Source organism: Microvenator marinus (assembly GCF_007993755.1).
GTDB classification, from domain to species: domain Bacteria; phylum Myxococcota_A; class Bradymonadia; order Bradymonadales; family Bradymonadaceae; genus Allomicrovenator; species Allomicrovenator marinus.
Genome location: NZ_CP042467.1, coordinates 4910138 through 4929897, shown reverse-complemented (window position 1 = coordinate 4929897; position 19760 = coordinate 4910138). Strand labels below are relative to the sequence as shown.

Below are 19760 nucleotides of genomic sequence, written 5' to 3'. Positions count from 1 at the left end.
GGGTTTGCATAACAATCGTTGCCCGCGATACCCTACCGCAGAGTTTGGCATCATCCAAACTGGCGTGAAGTCATGGCAAAACTTACCTACGTAGATAGCAGAGGGCGTGTACACGAAGTCACGCTTGGGCACCAGGCCACCGTGGGCCGGCACCCAGACCAAGACTTACAGGTCCTCGACCGAGTTGTCTCCAAGCAACATTCCATCGTGGAGAAAGACGCGACGGGCCGCTATTTCGTGCGCGATGCAGGCAGCCGAAACGGTACGTTCGTCAATGGCAAACTCGTTGAAACACGCTCGGAATTGCGAAATGGGGACCGAATTACCATCGGCTCGAGTGAGATAGTTTTCTCGGAAGAGATGAAAACTGACCCCTTGGCTGGCCGCGTGACCATCATGGCCGGGAATATGGACACCCATATCCGCGGACGAGTGGCATCGCGAGACGAAGGCCGATTCCTGCCCGAAGGAAACGTCGAAGATGAGAGGCACCTTCGCCAAGACTACGAAAAGCTGCGAATCTCCTATGAGCTCAATCAGGCCATCGGTCTCGAGATGGACTTGGAAGTCTTGCTCGACAAGATCTTGGACAAGGCGTTTGAGATTTTCCCAGCCGACCGTGGCGTGATCCTACTCAAAGAGGCTGAGAGTGCCACTTTGGTGCCCATGGTCGTCAAGGCTCGTGGCGGAGAAGCCAATATTGAGAATGTGCGGATTTCGCAGACGATTCTGAGCGAAATCATGGAAGAGAAACAGGGCCTCCTTTCGTCCGACGCCATGATGGACTCGAGGTTTGCGGGCTCGCACTCGATTATCCTGGAACAGATTCGCTCCACCATGACAGTCCCCCTGATGCACGACGACGAGGTTTTGGGAGTCATCCACCTCGACTCCAAAATCGCATCTGGCGCCTTTATGGAAAAGGACCTTCAGGTGCTCTCGGGATTTGCGCGTCAAGCGGCGCTCATGATTAGGCACCAGCGACTGCTGACCGAGTTCGAAAGCCAGGTCGTGATGCGTGAGAAATTGCACCGACTTCTCTCGCCTCAACTTGTGGAAGAAGTGGTCTCGGGCCGACTCGATATTAAGAAAGGCGGCGAGCTAAGGCGGGCCACCGTGATGTTCGCCGATATCCGTGGGTTTACGACGATTTCCGAGCGCATGCCTCCTCAAGAGGTGGTTAATCTCTTGAACGAATATTTTGAGCTGATGGTGGACATCATCTTCAAGTACGAGGGCACGCTCGATAAGTTCGTCGGCGATGAAATTATGGCTGTTTGGGGCGCTCCGATTACAAGACCTGACGACACCGAACGTGCGGTGCGGGCGGCGGTAGAGATGCAACAGGCCATGCGGCGGTTCAACGAAGCGCAAGATCTCTCGGGGAACGTGGGGTTCGAGATCGGCATCGGGCTGAATACTGGCGAGGTTGTGGCGGGCTATATGGGTTCTACCAAGAGCATGAACTATACGGTGATGGGTGACACCGTAAACACTGCGGCACGCTTCTGCAGCACGGCCGGCCCCCAAGACGTCTTGATAGGCGAAAACACCTTCAGAGAAGTTGGATTTTTATTCGACCTCGAAAAACTTCCGCCAACCAAATTGAAGGGTAAGCTCGAGCATGTAGATATTTATCGGGTTCTCAACCTCAAGCCCGTTGGTGACGACACTGAGACGCATCAATCACCTAGGAACTGGTGAGGGAAAAGAATTTGTGACAACCGGCTATAAGTGGCTTAGGTTGGACCTTTAAGAAACGCTGTACGGACCTCAACCATGGCTCAGCAACGATATCACGTCATCGAACGCATTGACGCCGGTGGCATGGCCGAAGTTTTCAAGGCCAACTCCACCAGCCTTCAGGGTTTCGAGAAGCTAGTTGCGATCAAACGCATTCTGCCTGACTTGACCAAGAACGAGCGTTTCGTGCGCATGTTCCTTGATGAAGCCAAGGTCTCGCTCCACCTAAATCACACGAACTGCGTCCAAGTTTTTGACCTCGGACTCGCCGATAGCACCTACTTCATCGTGATGGAGTTCGTGGACGGCACGAATCTCAAGAATATTATTGAGCTGCTGAAGGCGCAGGGCAAAGCGATTTCTACCGAGCAGGTAGCCTATATTGCGCTTGAAATCTGTAAGGGGCTCGCACACGCGCACAATAAGAAAGACCAGCAGAACAACCACCTCGGCATCGTCCATCGCGATATCAGCCCTCCAAACGTGCTCATTTCGTCGGAGGGCGAGGTCAAGATTACGGACTTCGGTCTGGCGAAAGCCAAATCCCAGGTGGAGACAACCGATCCGGGCATCGTGAAGGGTAAGTTCGGCTATCTTTCGCCGGAAGCTGCTCACGGTGAGGCCGTTGACGCGCGAACAGACGTGTTTGCTGTTGGCATCTTGATGTGGGAGATGCTCACCGGTACTCGCCTCTTCTTAGGCGAGTCGGATATCGACACCTTGCAACTCGTTCGAAAGAACAAAGTCCCGCCGCTTTCAAAATTCCGTAGCGATGTGCCACCCGAATTCGAGGCAATCATTCGGCACGCCCTGGAAAGCGACATTCAGAAGCGCTATCAAACGGCGGAAGAGTTGGGCCGAGCGGTATCTGCGTTTCTTTTTTCCTACGGACGCCCCGTCACGTCTTTTGATATCGCGGGTTTCGTCCAGCACTACCGGGCCCATAAGAGTCCACCGAAGCGTACCGAGAAAGACAAAGCTGTGGACGCTGAGATTCAGGCCGCGGTGAACCGAATCGTGTCGCTCGAAGAAGTCGAAGACCTCGACCTCTACCTTGCGAGCCAGTACGGCAAGTTCGAGTCGGAAGGCGGAGGAGAATTTGGCGATGACGGGAGTTTTGAGGATCCAAGGCTCTGGGCTGATTTCGGGCTGGATGACGTCTCGGTTCGGGAGGCTCCGGTCAGCGAAGACGAAGCATGGCAAGAGCGTGGACTCGACGAAATCATGCGCAGGCGCCAAACCTACCCAGGTGGGCACCCTACGATTTCACCCGAGGAAGCAACTGTGGAGGTTAACCCACAGGTGGCTCAGGACGCGATTCGCCACGCGCAGCGCGCCGCAGGAAGGCCGGGCGCCGATGTCCCCTTACACCAACGTGGGCCGCAAAAAGGCGCAGCACCTGACCGCTCCATCGAGCTAGCGCACGATATTCAGGGGCAAGCCGAGTTTGTGCCTGCCGCACAGGCCAAAGCCGAAGCGGCTGCAAAACGCTCGGGAACAACTCAGGAAATCAAGGTCAAGAAGGAAGGCTCGAAGACTGTGATGATCGTGGTCTCCGTGCTGATCTTGCTTTGCATACTGGCCGTGATAGGTGTGGTGATGACTCAGGGGTGAATTCCTTGAGCAGGGAACACCATGAATAACGACGTTTTGGTTATGATTTTGGCGGGAGGCGAAGGCAGTCGTTTGCGCCCACTCACTCAAGAGCGGGCGAAACCGGCGGTCCCTTTTGGCGGCCGTTATCGAATCATCGACTTCGCGCTCTCCAACTTCGTCAACAGCGGTTTCTTCAAGATCAAGGTCTTGACGCAGTACAAGAGCGAGTCCCTCACCCAGCATATCTCAAGGGGTTGGCGACTCTCCGAGATGGTTGGCCATTTTGTGGAGATAGTTCCAGCGCAGCAGCGAACCGGGCCAACCTGGTATCTGGGTAGTGCTGACGCCATCTTTCAGAATCTAAACCTTATTGAAGACGAGGATCCGCGCGACGTTTGCGTCTTCGGAGCCGACCATATCTACAAGATGGACGTGTCTCAAATGCTCACGTTTCATCGCGAGCGCGAAGCTGCGCTCACCGTTGCCGCTATTCCAGTGCCCATCGAGGAAGGGTCGAATTTCGGCATCATCGAAGTGGACGAAGAGTCGCGCATGGTTGGATTCGAGGAGAAACCCAAAAAGCCAAAGCCCATGCCAGGCGACCCAACTCGCTGCCTTGCCTCGATGGGGAACTATATTTTCCAGCGCGAGGCGCTTGTGGAAGAGATTCGGGTGGATGCGTTGGACCAAAAGAGCGCGCATGATTTTGGTAAGAGCATCATAACTAAGATGGCTCGCGAGTCGCGCTATTCGGTCTACGTCTACGACTTCACCCACAATCACGTTCCAGGTCAATCGGAGGCCGAGCGAGGCTATTGGCGAGACGTGGGGACGCTTTGGTCCTATTGGGATGCATCGATGGAGCTCGTTTCATTGACGCCGAAATTCGACCTCTACAACAAACGATGGCCAATTCGTTCACACCATAATCACTATCCGCCCGCCAAGTTTGTACACGACGATCCGACCAACGCCCGTGTGGGTGCGGCTATCAACTCAATCGTGGCTGAAGGTGTAATCGTCTCCGGTGGCATCATCCGCAGCTCGGTTCTCTTCCCTCGAGTCAGGGTCAATTCGTATAGCCATATTGAACAATCGGTGCTTTTCGAGGATGTGACGGTCGGGAGACGCGCTCGAATTCGCAAGGCGATTATCGACAAGGGGGTCAATATCCCTCCCGACACCACGATCGGATACGACCCCGTTCACGACGCAAAGAGATTTACTGTCTCGGATGGAATTGTAGTGATTCCTAAGGGCGCCGTGTTTGAGTGAGGCTTAGACCTTAAGTCCGCGAATCAAAGCCCTTAGAATGGCTCGTACGTTGTCCTGTGTGGGGTTAACGAGCGCAAGTGCAGTTGCCTCGAGTGCCTCGGCGCGCGCCTCGGGGCTGAGTGCCTGGCCCTGAGCCAAGTTCAGAAGTTCTTGCCCAAGAATATGACTCAGCGGAGAAGCCTCGTTAGCCGCTGCTTTTGCAGGTTGAGCCTTCGCCTCTTCTTTCTTCGCCGGAGGTTCGGGATCCACGCCACTCACGCGCAGATTAAGGAATTGCATGGGGTCTTGGGGCCGCGTGTATTCCCATGGCCCCGTTTCAAGCACCGATTCCATCGCCGAATCAAAAATCTCACTCAGAGGAGATTCCTCATGAGCGGGCAAAGAGTGCTTCAGGAGCCGTAATCGCAATTCAGCGAGGTTTGATGGAGACGGGAACGGCGTGGGTGAAACGTCCGCTGGCGTTTGCCAGAGGTCTCGTAGACGTTCGATGGGGTTGTCAAAACCTTGGATTTCAGAAGTTGACATTTAAACCGGCTCCCGCACGATCTGCCCCGACCACTGGGAAGAGCGAGGCATTCGCTTCGGAGGAATCGGAGAGTACCCACACGAGTACGCCGCTGGTGGCCAGGACCGCCCCTGCCGAGAGAAACACGATGCTCATGAGTTGTTGGGTCTCAATCGCGCTCTTGTCGTCCGCGTATTGGTTGGCTCTTGCGTCGTAGGAAATCAAGCCGGCGTAGGCATCGCAATTTTGGAAAATCGCGTCTCCAGCCGATCCTGCCGAGAGATTATCGTTCACGCACTTTGTCGAATCGAGCTCGTCTGAGACTAGCAAGCCAGAGGCAAAAAGACCGCCCGCGCCCAGAGAGACTACCCCTGCGGAAACAAGCGAAATCGCGACCCAGTTTGGACCGGCCTCATCCGAGTCTTTAGGCTCTGGATCAGGGGGAGTCTTGAGCTCGGCGTTCTTCTTTTCTTCCTCTTCTCTCTTTAATCGTTCTTCTTCCTCAACTTGCGCCTTGAGTCGAGCGACTTCTTTGCCGTCTTTGAGGCGCTGCTCGATGGTCGCGATATCTGAGAACCGGTTGTCCGGGTCGCGCAGCATCGGGTCTTTGTAGATATCCACAAGTCTGAGCGCAGCGTCAAAATCGTTGAGTCCCTCAAACGCCAGAATCCGATTGTATTGGTAGACGAGGTCCGGCTCTTCGGCGAAAGCTCGCTCGAGTAGATCTGCAGCCTCTTGCAGGCGCCCGGCGGCGTAGGCCTCGCTGGCTTGTTTGTAGTACTCTGCAGCCTTGCCGGGATCGGCCCAAACATTGGGTGAGGCGAGCAAAACGCTCAGCATCACCACAAGCACACTCGAGTATCGGGAACTATTCATAAAAGACACCTTATTCGACTCATCGAAGAGTGCTACGCGGCGCCCGACACGTCAAGATTCGTGACTAATTCCATTTTCGAGGGTCACCGACGGGTTTGAACTTCATCGGTTCCACTTTCTTTTCAGCCTCAACGGGCTCTTCTACTTTCGCGGGCTCGGTCTTCTCGACCTTAGGTTCTGAGACTTTCTTGACTTTAGTTTTTGTTGAAGCCGCAACTTTTGTCTTCGGCTCAGGTTTGGCCAATTCCGCGGTTTTCTCGGGCTCTGCCTTTTCGGGCTCTACCTTTTCAGGCTCGACTTTCTCGGGCTCAACTTTCTCAGGTTCTTGCACAGCCACAGGTTCGACTTTGGGTACTTCGGCCACTTTCTCTGGTTCGGTCTTCTCAGGCTGGGGCGGGGTCTTCTTTTCGACTGGTGGATTCTGAACCACATCTACGGGTTCAGTCGTTGCCTGACCTGAGAAAGTATCCAGAGCAAGATATGCAACTCCACCGATGACAGCCAGCATTAACGCGGCAACCAAGCCGATCAGAGCTTTGGACACGCCTTCTTCAACGTGGGGCTCCGGCGGCAATTCGATGCTTGGGTCAGGATCATGGACAGGAATTGCCGAAGATTGCAGAGCCGGATGATTCTGCGTGGATGCCAGGGGTGTGGCTCCCGGAATCGTACCCCCAAAATCAGCGAATAACTCCTCCGCCAAGGCCGGAGCCCTAGTGGGGTTCTTAAGATTTTGCAGCGCCCCGAGAAGCTCTGAAGCCGTCTGGTAGCGGTCTTGAACCGACTTCTGCGTCGCTGTGCGAATGATCCTTTCCAGCTCAGGAGAAACCACCACTCCAGGGCGCGCCGCGATAGCAGGAAGCGGCTCATGCAAGTGCTGGTAGAGCACGGCTAGTGGTGTAGGCGCGTCGAAGGGCATCTTTGCGCAGAGCAGCTGATAGAGCATGATTCCTATGGAATACACGTCTGCCGGAGGCCCAATATTCGCCTCACCTTTTGCCTGCTCAGGCGCCATATAGTGCGGCGTCCCGTAGACCTCGCCTTCTCGCGTCAGGCCTCGCGTGGCTGTCGCGTTCACCAAACGGGCGATGCCGAAGTCCAAGAGCTTCACAAAGTCAGGGTCGTTTCCAGAGCGGATGACGATGATATTCTCGGGCTTTAGATCTCGGTGCACAATCCCCTGATTATGGGCCTCAGCCAAAGCCGACGCCGTCTGGGTGATGACGTGTATAATCCGATCCAAGGAGAGTGTGGTGCTTTCCAGCCATTTCCCGAGGCTGACCCCAGGCGCGTACTCCATGGCCATAAACGGCTGGCCTGCGTCCACACCAAAATCAAAGAGCGTAATGATGTTCGGGTGCGAAAGCCTGGAGACCGCCCTCGCCTCTCTCAAGAATCTCTCAGCGCCTTCTGCCGAGGATTCAAGCTCGGCTTTAAGCACTTTGAGCGCGACTTCGCGGTCCACTGGCGTCTGAATGGCTCGGTAGACAGCGCCCATCCCGCCTTCGCTAATCAACGAGGTCACAATGTACTTTCCGCCGATGAGGCGACCGAGATTCTTGTCGTTCTTATGAGGGGAGATCGCAGATTCGGGAACGAGGTAGTGGTCGTCATTGGGGCAAGGCGACGCAACATCTCCTCCCCGATGACCACATTTTGGGCATACTGCCATTACTTTCCTAAAGATTTGTTCGCAGTCTAACGTATCAGCTACAAAGAGTGCAGACAATAAATTGTGTGCACATCCAATTTCGCATTCGGATTCATATTGTGTTATCCACGCGCAAACATGTTGGACTTTGGAGGAAGAATGTCCCGTAAATTTCTACTTTTAGCTTTAGTTACTCTCTTTGCAGGTGCTTGTGGCACCGACGATCCCGGCACACCTGCCCCGAATAATGTGGACGGTGAATGCGAGGACGAATGCGTGCTTGGCGACCGCTCGTGCATGGATGCGAACACCGTGGAGGTTTGCCTGCGCAATCCCTTGACCGGATGTTTTGCGCTTGAGCGCAGGGTCTGTGCAATGGACGAAACCTGCACCGATAACGATTGTCTTGGGGTCCCAAAGACCTGCGAAGATACCTGCCAAGCGCCCGCCAATCGCTGCAATAGTATGGGCCAATCCGAGACATGTGCCGATCATAATGACGACGGCTGTCTTGAGTTTGGTTCTGCAGCTGCATGCCAGGCTGGCGAATATTGCGATAGCGCTGATGGCTTGTGTAAGCAGTCGGAGTGTGTGGATGAGTGCGAAGAGAGCGCCACAGCGTGCCTCGAAGGCCTTCTGAGCACCTGTACGCGCAACCCTCAGGGATGCCTCGTGTTCGGCGCCGGCAAAGAGTGTGAAGCCGGAACGGCGTGCGAAGAAGGTGCCTGCGTGACGTCAACGGCATGCGAAGACGAGTGCGAAGGCGAAGAGACCATCTGCTCGCCAAACGGCGTCTTGACCTGTGGAAACTACGACTCTGACTCGTGTTCCGAGCTCTCATCAGCGGTGGCTTGCTCCGCTGGCGAAGAGTGCAGAGCCGGTGAGTGTGTTGCGGCCACGACATGCCAGGACGGATGCCTCGCCAACGAAGCTGTTTGTGTAGGAAATCAGATCTCACGATGTGAAACTCAAACTGACGGATGTCTGGCGTTCTCACCCCCAGCAGCGTGTCCAGGCACCGAGACCTGCGTGTCTGGCGGTGGCGCCACCATGTGCGAGGCCCCAGCCGTGACTGGAAAGGTCGTGATCAACGAGATCTTCTATGACGCTGCCGGTGACGATGTGCGCTCCAATGGAACATCGCCAACCTTCATCGAGCTCTTTGGCCCTCCGGGTCTTTCGATCGCGGATTTTGAGATTCAACTTGTCAACGGATCGGGTGGCGCGACTTATGGAACGTTCACCTTGCCAGCTGGTGCACAGCTTGACGGCAACGGGTTCGCCATCATCGGCATGGAAACTCCTGACAACTTCCTCTCGTTCATCCCAACGAATAAATACTTCATCATGACCTCGTACGGCGGTGGCCAAGACGGCATGCAAAACGGTCCGGATAATGTGAAATTACTGGATGTTTCGGACCAAGTTGTCGACGCGGTGGGATACGGAACCTTCGCCGGAACCAGCGTGTTTGAAGGCGAAGGCACAGCTGCCCCATCGTCGACTTCCGGACGCTCGATCGGCCGAACTAACGGCGTCGATACCGATGATAACTCGGCTGATTTCCTGACCTTCTACCCCACACCAGGCATTCCGAATGCTGACCTCAGAATCAACGAGGTCTACTTCGACCAACCTGGCACGGACACCGGTTCAGATACCTTTGTTGAGGTAGTTGCACCGATTCAAGGGTGGGAAGATATCGCGCTCGACGGCTACGTCTTGCGTGCCATCAATGGTCTAAATGGCAACGACTATATCTTCACCTTTGATGAAAATGGCACTGCAGTCGTGGATGGAGTGGACTTCAGCGGATACACCCTTAACGAAGGCATCAACTCGGGTTACGTCGTGGTCTGCAATATCGACACAGCTTCAAACGCGCTCTTGAACCGATGCACGGTGCCCTACGAGGGATCGGATTTCCAAAACGGGCCCGATAATTTCGTGCTTGAGTTTGGCGGACGCGTTGTCGACGCAATCGGCTACGGTTCATTTGGCGCCTCAGATACTTTTGCCGGCGAAGGCAGTTCCAAATCTTTCTCGACGAGCAGTGCCGGAAAATCACTTTCACGATGGCCAATTTCGGACCCAAGTGTGGTAGGAGACACGGATGATAACTCGGTGGACTTCCACTTGATGACTCCGAGTCCCGCATCCGACAACTCGCCCTGAGGACGTATGAGCAGGCATGACGACGACAACCAAGGCTTTGATGAACCCGAGTTTCGGGAATCAGATGGCCCTACTTACAATCTCGAAAAGACACTCAATGCTCCGCGCAAGAAGCACGGAACACGAGTCGTCATGAATTTTGTGTGTTCGGGCTGCGGCCTTGAATCGTCGCTGGACTACAAGCCCAAAGGCGTTCCACTGAATGAAATCCTCTGCGAAGCATGCATGAAGGCTCAGGGGAAAGTTCGCTGGGAAATGGTTCGCGAAAAGAAGGAAATGGAGACTAAGAAACGCTCTTGGATGATGACCTGCACAGAATGCGGTCGCCAAGAGGAGTCCTCCAAGCCACCGCGTCGCGGCAAGCCCTACATTTGCCGTCGTTGCTTTCGCGAAGAGGCATCCCCCGACCATAGCCGTCTAGAAGGCGTGGAGGAGATCGAGGATGCTGAGGTCCCAACGTTTATTCGGCGTAAGAAGGTCGAAGAAGAGGATTAGCGCTAGAGTGGGAGCGTTTGAATCTCCCAGTTGGCGTCGATCCAAGAGACACCGTCGTTCAGACGGACGCTCTCCTTTTCCTCCCAATTCTGAAGCATAGCGGCCCTAAAGGCCGGATTGGAGGTAGTCTTTGGCTTGTGGCCGGCGAAGAGAGCGTCCTCTTGCACATCAAGGCCCGCAAACGATTGTGCATAAATCGGGCTGCCGATACCCACACTGAACACGTTTCGATGAGTCGCAATGAGAGCCTGAAACTCGATTTTGTCGAGTTCTCGAAGGCACTGAACTCCTTCGAGAATGGCGTTGGCGAGCTCTTCAGTACTCCTATCCCCTGCCCGTGTTTCCGCCTGGTGTATATGGGTCATCAGGACATGGAAAACCACCTCATCCAACGAGGACCCTTTGATGTTCTGCACGAGAAAAGGCGCCACGTGGTCCACAAGATCTTGTCTAGGCAGGTCCTCTGCTGAGCTCATACCGGCGCTCGCAAAGACCCAACGTCTGAATCTGAACGGCTGCACATCGTGGGCATTGCGCGTGACCTGGTCGTCGTTCAGGCTGGCGATGGTTGCCCGAGCGGGTACGTCGGCAATCAGTTCAATGGGCGAGGTCCGGCTCGGCTTTGGATTGATCCTCAGAAGCGAGCGTTCATTTTGAACCCAACCGATCCCAGACGAGGATGTCACCAGAGATTCAGAGGGCTCGACCGTCTTGAAAAGATGGGACGAAAGCGAAATATCGTTGCATATATACGCGAGTATACGGGCCATTTTGAACTCCAACTGCGGTGTGGCGCGATTCTCGATGTTCTCGATATTTAGACGCGGAAGTCCCGAATTTGATTCAGATGGCTGACCTCTCGCGCCTTCCTATGGTATCAAACCCGCGTGATGAATCTACTCTATTTCATAGCGCTCCTCGTGGGGCTGAGCGGGTGTTACGCACAGACAGGTCGACCCGTCAAAGATGACGCGCAGGGCTGGATTGAGCACGCCGACCGCGCGTGTGCAAGGCAGGATTACGACGCAGCTCAGACCTTTCTTTTGAGGGCGTGGGAGCTCGACCCGAAGAGTGCCGAAACACGACTTGACCACGAACTTTGCCCAAAACAAGGCTTGGATGACGATGAAAACCTATGACCGATTTGTGCTCGATATCGAGGGCACAACTACATCTATCTCGTTTGTCTACGATGAGCTCTTTCCCTTCGCTCGAAACGAAGTGCAAAACTATCTCTCCCAAAACTGGGATACGCTCTCCGAGGTTCGTGCCGGCCTGTTGGCACAAGCCGAGTCCGACAGAGCCGAGGGACTGAGCGCTCCGCTCCCCGATTCCCCTGAAAACGCTGCCAAAAACGTGCTCTGGCAGATGGACCAGGACAGAAAGACCACCGCGCTCAAGAGTCTTCAAGGCATGATTTGGAAAGCCGGCTACAAAGACGGCCGCTTGAAAGGACACGTCTTTCCCGATGTTCCAGCGGCATTGCATCGTTGGCACGGTAGGGGCGCAAAAACTTATATCTACTCTTCGGGTAGCATCGCCGCACAGAAACTCCTCTTTGGCCATAGCGTGGCTGGCGACCTCACAGGCATGCTGAGCGGCTACTTCGACACCACCACCGGCCCCAAACGTGAGGCGGCTAGTTACCGTCTCATCAAAGAAGCGATTGGTGGCGAGCACGTTCTCTTTGCCACGGATATCCTTCAAGAGGCTCAAGCCGCGTCGGAAGCAGGGTTTGACGTTGTGTTGATGCAGCGCCCCGGAAACGCCGAGCAAGGCGCGTACGCATTCCCATGCGCCGCTGATTTCGAAAAATTTAAATAGTTTTTTTGACACCGATCCGTGGCGTCATAAGCTCGTTTTGAGGGCGGTTTGGTCCAGCGCAAGGATGCGCATTTCGACCGGAGAACCGCATTAAAACTGGCCGTGAAGGCCCGTTCGCAAGGATGCGAACGCGACGCGACAGGGAAGTCATGTCATCGATGGAGATCTGGTCAAACGACCAGCCGCAGACGCTATCTGCACCTTATTTTCAGAGTCCCGAATTTACACTTTTTCAGGGTGATTCACTCGAACTGATGCGCGGCATGGCTGACGCACAATTCGATATGATTTTTGCTGACCCACCGTACTTTCTCAGCAACGGTGGCGTAACGTGTAAGAACGGCCGCATGGTTTCTGTGGATAAGGGCCGCTGGGACCGAAGCCAGGGTGCTCAAGCCAATCATGAGTTCAACATGGCGTGGCTCAACGAGTGCCAACGACTTCTCAAGCCCAACGGCACCATGTGGGTTTCAGGGACCCATCACGTGATCTACAGCATCGGCTTTGCTATGCAGCTTCTGGACTTCAAGATCCTCAATGATATCGCGTGGTTCAAGGTCAATCCTCCGCCGAATCTCTCGTGCAGATACTTCACGCACGGGACGGAGACCATTCTCTGGGCGGCCAAGAACCATAAAGCCAAGTACACCTTCAATTACGCGCTGATGAAGGAAGAGAACGGCGGCAAACAGATGAAAAATCTATGGTCGATCATGTCACCTCGAAAAGACGAGAAGACGTTCGGCAAACACCCTACCCAAAAGCCGATGGAGCTTTTGCGCCGCATTGTGCTGGCGAGCACCGACGAAGGCGCAACGATTCTCGACCCGTTCTCGGGTTCGGGAACGACTGGAATCGCTGCGGTTTCACACGGTCGTAAATACGTCGGGCTCGACCAGAGCGATGAATATCTCGACCTCTCGATCCGCCGCTTTCAAGGCCTGCAAGAGCTTCAAGAAGCCGAGGGTTAGTCGATAACTTCGACCTCATCGCGTGTCACAGCGCGTATGAGCTTGGTGAGTTCTTTACGACGGTCCGGATCGTCGTCGTAAAGATTGCGAAGCTGACCGACAAGGTCTTTGCCACGTCTAAACGAGCCGACCAAATCCCCCGACAAATCGGTGGGGTTTGAAACCATCTCCAAAATCTCGGGGAGTGTACTTCCGTTTGCCCAGGCTTCTCCGAGCGGCATGATCGCTGGGGTACACACAGGTTCGCCCTGCACCAGGCCGTACGCCGCTTGAACGATATCGGAGTTGAAGACAGCCTCCACAGCGCTGAAAGTAGACCACCATTCTTCGGAGTCGGGTGGACGAACTCTGGCCGTTCTTGGAAGCGTCTGCACGAGTCCGCACATGATGCCGAAGATCATTTCGGGAGACTTGTCCTCGAAGATTCCTTCGAGCAAGAGCTCTGTCACCAGTATTTCTTGGAACTGGATCTTCTTGAGTACTTTTGCGGCCGAACGCAACGAGCCGTCGGGATTTAGGTAACCAAACGTTCTCAGGAACTCGACCTTCTTGAGGAAGTTTTCCCAGAGATGGGGACGCCCGGCCTCAGCAATCGCTCGCTCAAGCACTGCTTCTTCCAGATTGTATTCGCGCAGCTGCTTGTCTGACGAAGGCTTCGCCGCCCTCAACTCGCGCAGATCCTCCTCTAAAAACTCAACGTCCTCGGTGTACTGATAGGCTTTAAACGAGCGCCCCAAGATGACGCGAATCTCGTCGTCCGAGTAACGCTCCAAAAGGTTCACAACCGAATTGAAGGAAAGATTGAAGGACGAGGAGACTGGCTCGCTTCGGCCTCCGAGCAGGGTTTTAAAGAAAGTTGACGCTTCGCTGAACTCGCTAAAGTCCATGCGCATGACCACGTCGCCTTCGGTATCAATTCCACGGCGACCCGCGCGTCCGGCCATCTGCATGAACTCGCGTACGCTCAGGGGGACCATTTCCACCCCGTCAAATTTCTCTAGCGAATCAAAAATCACCGTGCGCGCTGGCATGTTGATACCGAGCGCAAAGGTCGACGTGCAGTAGAGAACTTGTATAAGTTTGGCCTCGTAGAGCTCCTCTACCAACGCCTTGAGCGCCACGTGAAGACCCGCGTGGTGGAAAGCAATCCCTTTCTCCAGAAGTCCCTTGAGGTGCGTCGTAAAGACCTCGGGGTACTCGGACTCAAACGGCGCGATACGCTTGGAGATTTCCTGAGTTTTTGCGCTCCGCGCAAGCGTCCTACCCACCGGTGTTCTGGAGAGTTCGAACGCGAGCTGTTCGGTCATCTTGCGAGAGTAGATGAAGTAGAGCGCGGGGTATTGGTTGGCGGGCAAAAGCCTAAAGACATCTACGTGGCGCGTGCGCTCGGCGAAGTCGTTGCGCCGCCCTCCCCTGCCTTTGTCTCGTCGGCCTCGACCCTTGCTTTGTGAGTCGCGGTCCGAGCGATTTTCCTTCTTCTCCTTTCGCCACCTTCGCCATGACTTTTCAAAGTCCTTCGGGGAGACGAGGCCCGTCTCCTGATTGACCATGTGGAATTCGAGAGGAACGGCACGCTGGTTTTCGCGCACGACCTCCACCTGAGTGCCTCGGATATGAGAAAGCCAGCTCGCGAATTGCTCGAGGTTCGAAAGCGTTGCGGAAAGGCCCAGAATTCTCACCGTTCTCGGCAAGTAGATGAGCATTTCTTCCCAAACGGTGCCGCGATCCGGGTCATCTACGAAGTGGATCTCGTCCACGATTACAGCGCGGAGACGGCTCGTCTCTGGAAGGCGCATGTAGCTAGCCGGTGCTGTGTCTCGAAGCTCTTGAGCCTCCTCGGCCGAAGTGTTGAGATCCTCATGCTCCTGAAGAAGGATATTTCTCAGGATTTCGGTTGTCATGATGCGTACTGGAGCGTCGCGATTGATCACGATATCACCCGTGACCAGCCCGACCTTCTCCTCGCCGTATTGACGCGAATACTCTCGGTATTTCTGGTTCGAGAGCGCCTTGATAGGAGCGGTGTAGATTACCTCTCCGCCATCGTTGAGCACCTGCTCAATCAGGTAGTCCGCGATCAGGGTCTTTCCCGTTCCCGTGGGTGCGGCCACCAACACCGACTTCCCATCCTGAATGTGGCGTACGGCGTCGGCCTGAAAGCCGTCGAGTTTCAATCCATGAAATTCCATTTAATGCCTTGTTCTCTACCCTCGACGCTCGATGCGAACGCCGGGATCTTCTACATCCCACGGGAGTACGTCATGGTGTATACCCCAACCACCCCAATGTCCGGCACCAAGAACTGCAACGGAAACTGCAATCCACGCGAGCGCTCCGAACTTCATCGCTTTCTTCTCACCTTCGTAACGCCCCCACTCGAGACCAGCAAACGCGGCTCCAGCGCACGCCCAGACCAGAAGCCCTAGGTTTCGATGGTGGATGAGGACATAGGGGCCGTCTTCGGTCCAGAGCTCACGTGCAGCCAACAAGCCGCTGATCGCCGCAATCGAAGTCGTCAGAAAGGCAAACCGCGAACCCCAGACGAGCGCCGTCCAAAGTGAATCCTCGTCACGTTTGAGCGTGTATATTCCGAAGGCCGCGAGCACAAAACTCAGGGCAATCGGAAAATGCAGGCTCAAGTGATGAATCCACGCCATTACTTGGCTCCAAGCAAGGCAATGGTCACTCCGTCTCCGCCCTCTTCGCGCTCACCACGTCGGTACTCTTTCACGTAATTCGAGCTCGCCAGGTAGTCTCGAATGGCGCGCTTTAGCGCCCCGGTTCCATGCCCGTGAATAATCATCGCGCCGGCCTCACCCTGCATGGACATCGCGTCCAAGAAGAGGTCGGTTCTCTCGATGGCCTCCTCCACACGCATCCCGCGCAAGTCCACCGTGTTGGCTGAAGTTTGAACAAAGACTCCCGAAGGTGGACTCTCCAACGTGGGGCCAGGTCTCGAAGAGCGGCCTTTTCTCGCGGCTTCGGATGGGAAGTAGAGGTCGTTTGCCTGTGCCATCAACTTGATGGCTCCAACTTGGACCTGCACGTCGTTGTTGGACGTAGGCTTAGAGAGAACCACGCCAGGACGTTTGAACGACGCAACGAAGACATCCATGCCCACTTCGATTTCTTCGATCTCAACCGGCACGTATCCCGAGGCGTCTGCGCTCGGAGCGCGAGTCTTCTCCTTGACGGACTCAAGTGCCTTCTCAGCCTCTTGAAGCTTTCGTTGCGCTTGATCCACTTCGCTTCGAGTAATCTCGGCGTCTCTCAAGGCCTTGAGTTGCGCTTTGATGGTGTTTCGCGCCTCATCTAGACGTTTCTTGAGCGCGCGAGATTCCTCGTGCAACATCTCGCGTTCCTTTCCACGCAATTCCTGAAACTTATTCTGGTACTTATTGCGTGCGACCTCGGCCTCTCGGCGAAGTTGTTCATAATGTTTCTGCTCAGCCTTGAGCCTTGTAGCCTGGTCCTCAAGTTGCGCGAGGATTTCATCCACACCCAATTTACCCTCGCCTTCGAGCACACGTGCGGCGCGCTCCACGAGATGCTCAGGAAAGCCGAGTCTGTCAGCGATTCGAAGGGCGAACGAACTCCCCGGTACTCCGAGCGTCATCTCGTAGGTCGGCCTCAGGCTTTTGACATCAAAACCCATGGAGGCGTTAACGAAAGACGGATTCTCCAGGGCCAGCGTCTTGAGACCTTCGAGGTGCGTAGAGATGAAGGTCCGCGTCTGACGCGTCGCCAAATCTTCCAAAAGTGCCACGGCGAGCGCTGAGCCCTGTTGAGGGTCAGTACCTGCAAAGAGCTCGTCCAAGAGCACAAGCGCCGACTCATCACATTGGGGCAAGAAACTCGTGATATTGGTCAGGTGAGCCGAGAACGTAGAGAGATCTTTCTCGATGCTCTGCTCGTCTCCGATGTCCGAAAAGACCACCTTGAAGAAAGGAATGGACGAGCCTTCGTCGGCCAAGACAGGCATGCCTGATTGCGCCATGAGCGCGGCCATACCCAGGGTCTTGAGCAAGACGGTCTTACCGCCAGTATTAGGCCCGGATACGATGAGCACACGCTCATCCGCACTCATCCGCACATCGTTTGGAATCGTGGTTTCTCCACGGTCCTTCAGCTTCAGATAGAGGAGCGGATGCCGAGCACGTCGAATCTCCAGATTCTCACTCAAAGTCGGGATGGTCGCTTCGAGCTGAGTGCTCAATTTGGCCAGCGCTCGGATCAAATCCAAGTACGCGATGACCCACGAGTTATGAATCAAAGCATCGGCAGATTCTGCAACGAGCAGGCTCAAACGCTGCAGGACTCGGCGCTCTTCCTCTTCAACCTCGATCTGGGCCCAGCGAAGCTGATTATTGAGTTCGATAAGCTCTTGAGGCTCTACGAACGCAGTCTGACCGCTACCCGAATAACCGTGAATGATTCCGTCAACTTGCCGCTTCGCGCTCACCCTTAGCGGCAACACGTAACGGTCTTCGCGAACCGTGAAATACTGGTCTTGGAGGAGATGGTCTTCTTCGAACGAGCGCAGAAGTTTCTCCACGCGAGCCTTGATCCTCTCCGTCTGATTCTGGACTTCACGACGCAGCCGGCCGAGGTCCGGGCTCGCGTTGTCGCTGAGCCTTCCACCAGGCTCCACGGCGTAATGTAGCGCGTCTCGAAGATCCCGACATGGGTCAAGACCCGCCACTGCTGTTTTGGAAAACGGGGACTCGACGCCTGCCGCTAGGCTCGTCAGCCCTGGGGCGAGCTCCGCTCGATGCCTGAGGTAGCGTCGTGTCCTCGAAGCGACGTCACACGTCTTGGCAATGGCTTCCAAATCATTGGCGCTGAGCACGCCTTCACGAGCTGAATACGCGACAGCATCTCGAATTCTGGACGCGCCTCTAAGCGGCAAGTCGTCCTCGGTCTCAAGGAGCGCCATACACTCAGCGACCTGCTGGAGACGCAGTTGCGCGTGCTTCGCACTAGGCAGAGGTCCAAGACGCCCGGCAATCTCTTCGCCTTCCGGGGTCAATGTTCGCCTCATCACGAGCTCGACGAGGCCCTCCCATTCCAAATCCGCGGCGGTCTTCGCCGGAATCTTGGGATCGCTCGGCAAAAGCGTCACATCAAAGAGCGCCTGCGCCTCCCTGCTTATTGTTGCGCCTTCGAGCGCGTCATCTTGGAAATATTCTTGCATGAATCAACCTTGATCCCGGCCACCTAAATCTTTGAGGGGGCATACATGGTCTGGATTAAAATCGCAACGTGTCGACGTTAGTACATGAGTGAAGCTTCTGAGAGGCAAGAGACGAGGTACGTATGAAAAGGAGTTTATTGATTGGGTTCGTGATTCTGTTTGCATCAACCGCTGCGTTTGCGCAGGCACTGCCGGACGTGGCGACGCTCTTTGATGAGCAAAAGGGCCGAGTTGTTTCAGTACAAACCGAAGTCAGCGCGGGATTCGGATCGATTTTCGGGTTTGGCACAGAACGTAGGCCCACCCGAATGGGGCAAGGCTCGGGATTCATCGTAGACTCGGCCGGACTGGTCCTTACCAATAACCACGTGGTCCAAGGTGCTGAGAAGATCCAGGTCACCTTAAATGACGGAGAATCTTACGAAGCCGAATTGGTGGGCGCCGACCCGAGCACGGATATCGCGCTCCTCAAAGTGGAGGCAGGACGCTCCCTTCCTGCGGTGGAGCTCGGCTCCTCGACCGCGCTCCGAGTAGGTGAGTGGGTCGTTGCCATCGGTAACCCTTTTGGACTCGATTACTCGGTCACGGCCGGAATCGTGAGCGCGATGGGCCGCAATATCGGTGCCGGACCTTATGATAATTTCATTCAGACCGACGCGTCCATCAACCCGGGAAATAGCGGTGGTCCTCTCTTCAATATGAAAGGTGAGGTCGTGGGTGTGAACACCGCGATCATCAGGGACGGTCAGGGAATCGGGTTTGCCGTTCCAATCGATATGGTCAAGGCGATGCTACCTCAATTACGCGACAACGGGCGCGTCTCGCGCGGCTTTATGGGCATCGGCGTTCAACCGCTTGATGACGAACTCGCCCGCGCGTTCAACCTTCCTAAGAAGCATGGCGTGGTCATCGGAAGTGTAGACGGACAGGGACCAGCAGCGAAGGCTGGACTGCAGCCCGGAGATGTGGTGACTAAGATCGACGGGAAGCGCGTGCGCGAAATACAAGAACTCCTGATCGCCGTTGCCCAGAGCCCGCCCGGGAAGAAGATTGACGTTGAATACACACGAAACGGCAAGAATCTTGCCGCCAAGGTTCAGGTGGCCGAGCGCCCTGAAATTGGACAAGCAAGTACACCGAATTTTGAGCGGCCGGACTCCGGCGTGCAAAATCTGGGCATCAATGTAGCTCCGGTGGACGCACAGGTTGCAAGGCAGCTCGGTGCTGAGATGGGCAAGGGAGTGGTGGTGACACGCGTAACGCCTGGAAGTGCAGGCGCCCGCGTTCTTAGACCCGGAGACATTATCTTAAGAGTTGGTGAGACGGCGGTCTCTTCGCAGAAAGAGCTTGAGAATGCGATATCGAACTCCAAAGGTGTTTTTCGTTTTCTGATTCAGCGTGCAGGACGTACAATATTTGTCGCTGTAAAGATTGGGTCAAAGTAGAATTACTTTA

At 55.2% G+C, this 19760-nt stretch carries 16 protein-coding genes; 9 read left to right on the top strand and 7 right to left on the bottom strand.

Annotated features, from left to right (window positions below; genetic code table 11):
- Positions 1–72: 72 nt before the first annotated feature.
- From FRD01_RS20200 to glgC, 3 genes are all read left to right on the top strand, one after another.
- Positions 73–1704, top strand: a complete 1632-nt coding sequence (locus FRD01_RS20200; RefSeq protein ID WP_146962748.1) for an adenylate/guanylate cyclase domain-containing protein — start codon at positions 73–75, stop codon at positions 1702–1704.
- Between the two features lie 75 nt (positions 1705–1779).
- Entirely contained in the window at positions 1780–3357 is a 1578-nt protein-coding gene (locus FRD01_RS20195; protein ID WP_146962747.1) for a serine/threonine protein kinase, read from the top strand.
- A 21-nt stretch (positions 3358–3378) separates the two neighbouring features.
- Entirely contained in the window at positions 3379–4614 is a 1236-nt protein-coding gene (gene glgC, locus FRD01_RS20190; RefSeq protein WP_146962746.1) for a glucose-1-phosphate adenylyltransferase, read from the top strand.
- A gap of 3 nt (positions 4615–4617) precedes the next feature.
- Here glgC and FRD01_RS20185 read toward each other — a convergent pair whose 3' ends face one another.
- From FRD01_RS20185 to FRD01_RS20175, 3 genes are all read right to left on the bottom strand, one after another.
- On the bottom strand, positions 4618–5139 hold the full coding sequence (locus FRD01_RS20185) for a hypothetical protein (RefSeq protein ID WP_146962745.1): 522 nt from the start codon (positions 5137–5139) through the stop codon (positions 4618–4620).
- Positions 5126–5995 carry a tetratricopeptide repeat protein gene (locus FRD01_RS20180; RefSeq protein ID WP_146962744.1) on the bottom strand — a complete coding sequence of 290 codons (870 nt, stop codon included), beginning with the start codon at positions 5993–5995 and terminating at the stop codon, positions 5126–5128. Before FRD01_RS20180 ends, FRD01_RS20185 begins: the two co-directional genes overlap by 14 nt.
- A 64-nt stretch (positions 5996–6059) precedes the next feature.
- On the bottom strand, positions 6060–7667 hold the full coding sequence (locus tag FRD01_RS20175; protein WP_146962743.1) for a serine/threonine protein kinase: 1608 nt from the start codon (positions 7665–7667) through the stop codon (positions 6060–6062).
- A gap of 138 nt (positions 7668–7805) precedes the next feature.
- On the opposite strand from FRD01_RS20175, the gene FRD01_RS20170 reads away from it, so the two are divergent.
- Positions 7806–9821: a lamin tail domain-containing protein gene (locus tag FRD01_RS20170; protein WP_146962742.1), complete on the top strand. Its 2016-nt coding sequence runs from the start codon at positions 7806–7808 to the stop codon at positions 9819–9821.
- Positions 9822–9827: 6 nt separating this feature from the next.
- On the top strand, positions 9828–10316 hold the full coding sequence (locus FRD01_RS20165) for a hypothetical protein (RefSeq protein WP_146962741.1): 489 nt from the start codon (positions 9828–9830) through the stop codon (positions 10314–10316).
- Positions 10317–10318: 2 nt separating this feature from the next.
- Here the strand turns inward: FRD01_RS20165 and FRD01_RS20160 are convergent, their stop codons facing one another.
- Positions 10319–11086 (bottom strand): class II glutamine amidotransferase, encoded by a 768-nt coding sequence (locus FRD01_RS20160; RefSeq protein ID WP_146962740.1) that lies wholly within the window; start codon positions 11084–11086, stop codon positions 10319–10321.
- A gap of 117 nt (positions 11087–11203) precedes the next feature.
- Between FRD01_RS20160 and FRD01_RS20155 the strand changes: the two genes are divergently transcribed.
- The 3 genes from FRD01_RS20155 (at position 11204) to FRD01_RS20145 (ending at position 13111) form a co-directional block, all read left to right on the top strand.
- Positions 11204–11455 (top strand): hypothetical protein, encoded by a 252-nt coding sequence (locus FRD01_RS20155; protein ID WP_146962739.1) that lies wholly within the window; start codon positions 11204–11206, stop codon positions 11453–11455.
- Positions 11442–12140 (top strand): acireductone synthase, encoded by a 699-nt coding sequence (mtnC, locus tag FRD01_RS20150; protein ID WP_146962738.1) that lies wholly within the window; start codon positions 11442–11444, stop codon positions 12138–12140. The genes FRD01_RS20155 and mtnC overlap by 14 nt, the downstream gene beginning before the upstream one ends.
- 158 nt (positions 12141–12298) lie before the next feature.
- Positions 12299–13111, top strand: a complete 813-nt coding sequence (locus FRD01_RS20145) for a DNA-methyltransferase (protein ID WP_249755779.1) — start codon at positions 12299–12301, stop codon at positions 13109–13111.
- On the opposite strand, the gene FRD01_RS20140 is transcribed toward FRD01_RS20145, so the two are convergent.
- From FRD01_RS20140 to FRD01_RS20130, 3 genes are read right to left on the bottom strand one after another with little or no spacing between them, the layout of a single operon-like run.
- Entirely contained in the window at positions 13108–15300 is a 2193-nt protein-coding gene (locus tag FRD01_RS20140) for a DEAD/DEAH box helicase (protein WP_146962736.1), read from the bottom strand. The two genes, FRD01_RS20145 and FRD01_RS20140, sit on opposite strands and share 4 nt — an antisense overlap.
- Before the next feature lie 15 nt (positions 15301–15315).
- Complete coding sequence (locus tag FRD01_RS20135; protein WP_146962735.1) at positions 15316–15768, bottom strand: DUF2231 domain-containing protein; 453 nt, start codon at positions 15766–15768, stop codon at positions 15316–15318.
- Positions 15768–18305 (bottom strand): endonuclease MutS2, encoded by a 2538-nt coding sequence (locus FRD01_RS20130; protein ID WP_146962734.1) that lies wholly within the window; start codon positions 18303–18305, stop codon positions 15768–15770. Before FRD01_RS20130 ends, FRD01_RS20135 begins: the two co-directional genes overlap by 1 nt.
- 122 nt (positions 18306–18427) lie before the next feature.
- Between FRD01_RS20130 and FRD01_RS20125 the strand changes: the two genes are divergently transcribed.
- On the top strand, positions 18428–19750 hold the full coding sequence (locus tag FRD01_RS20125; protein WP_146962733.1) for a Do family serine endopeptidase: 1323 nt from the start codon (positions 18428–18430) through the stop codon (positions 19748–19750).
- The last annotated feature ends 10 nt before the right edge of the window (positions 19751–19760 follow it).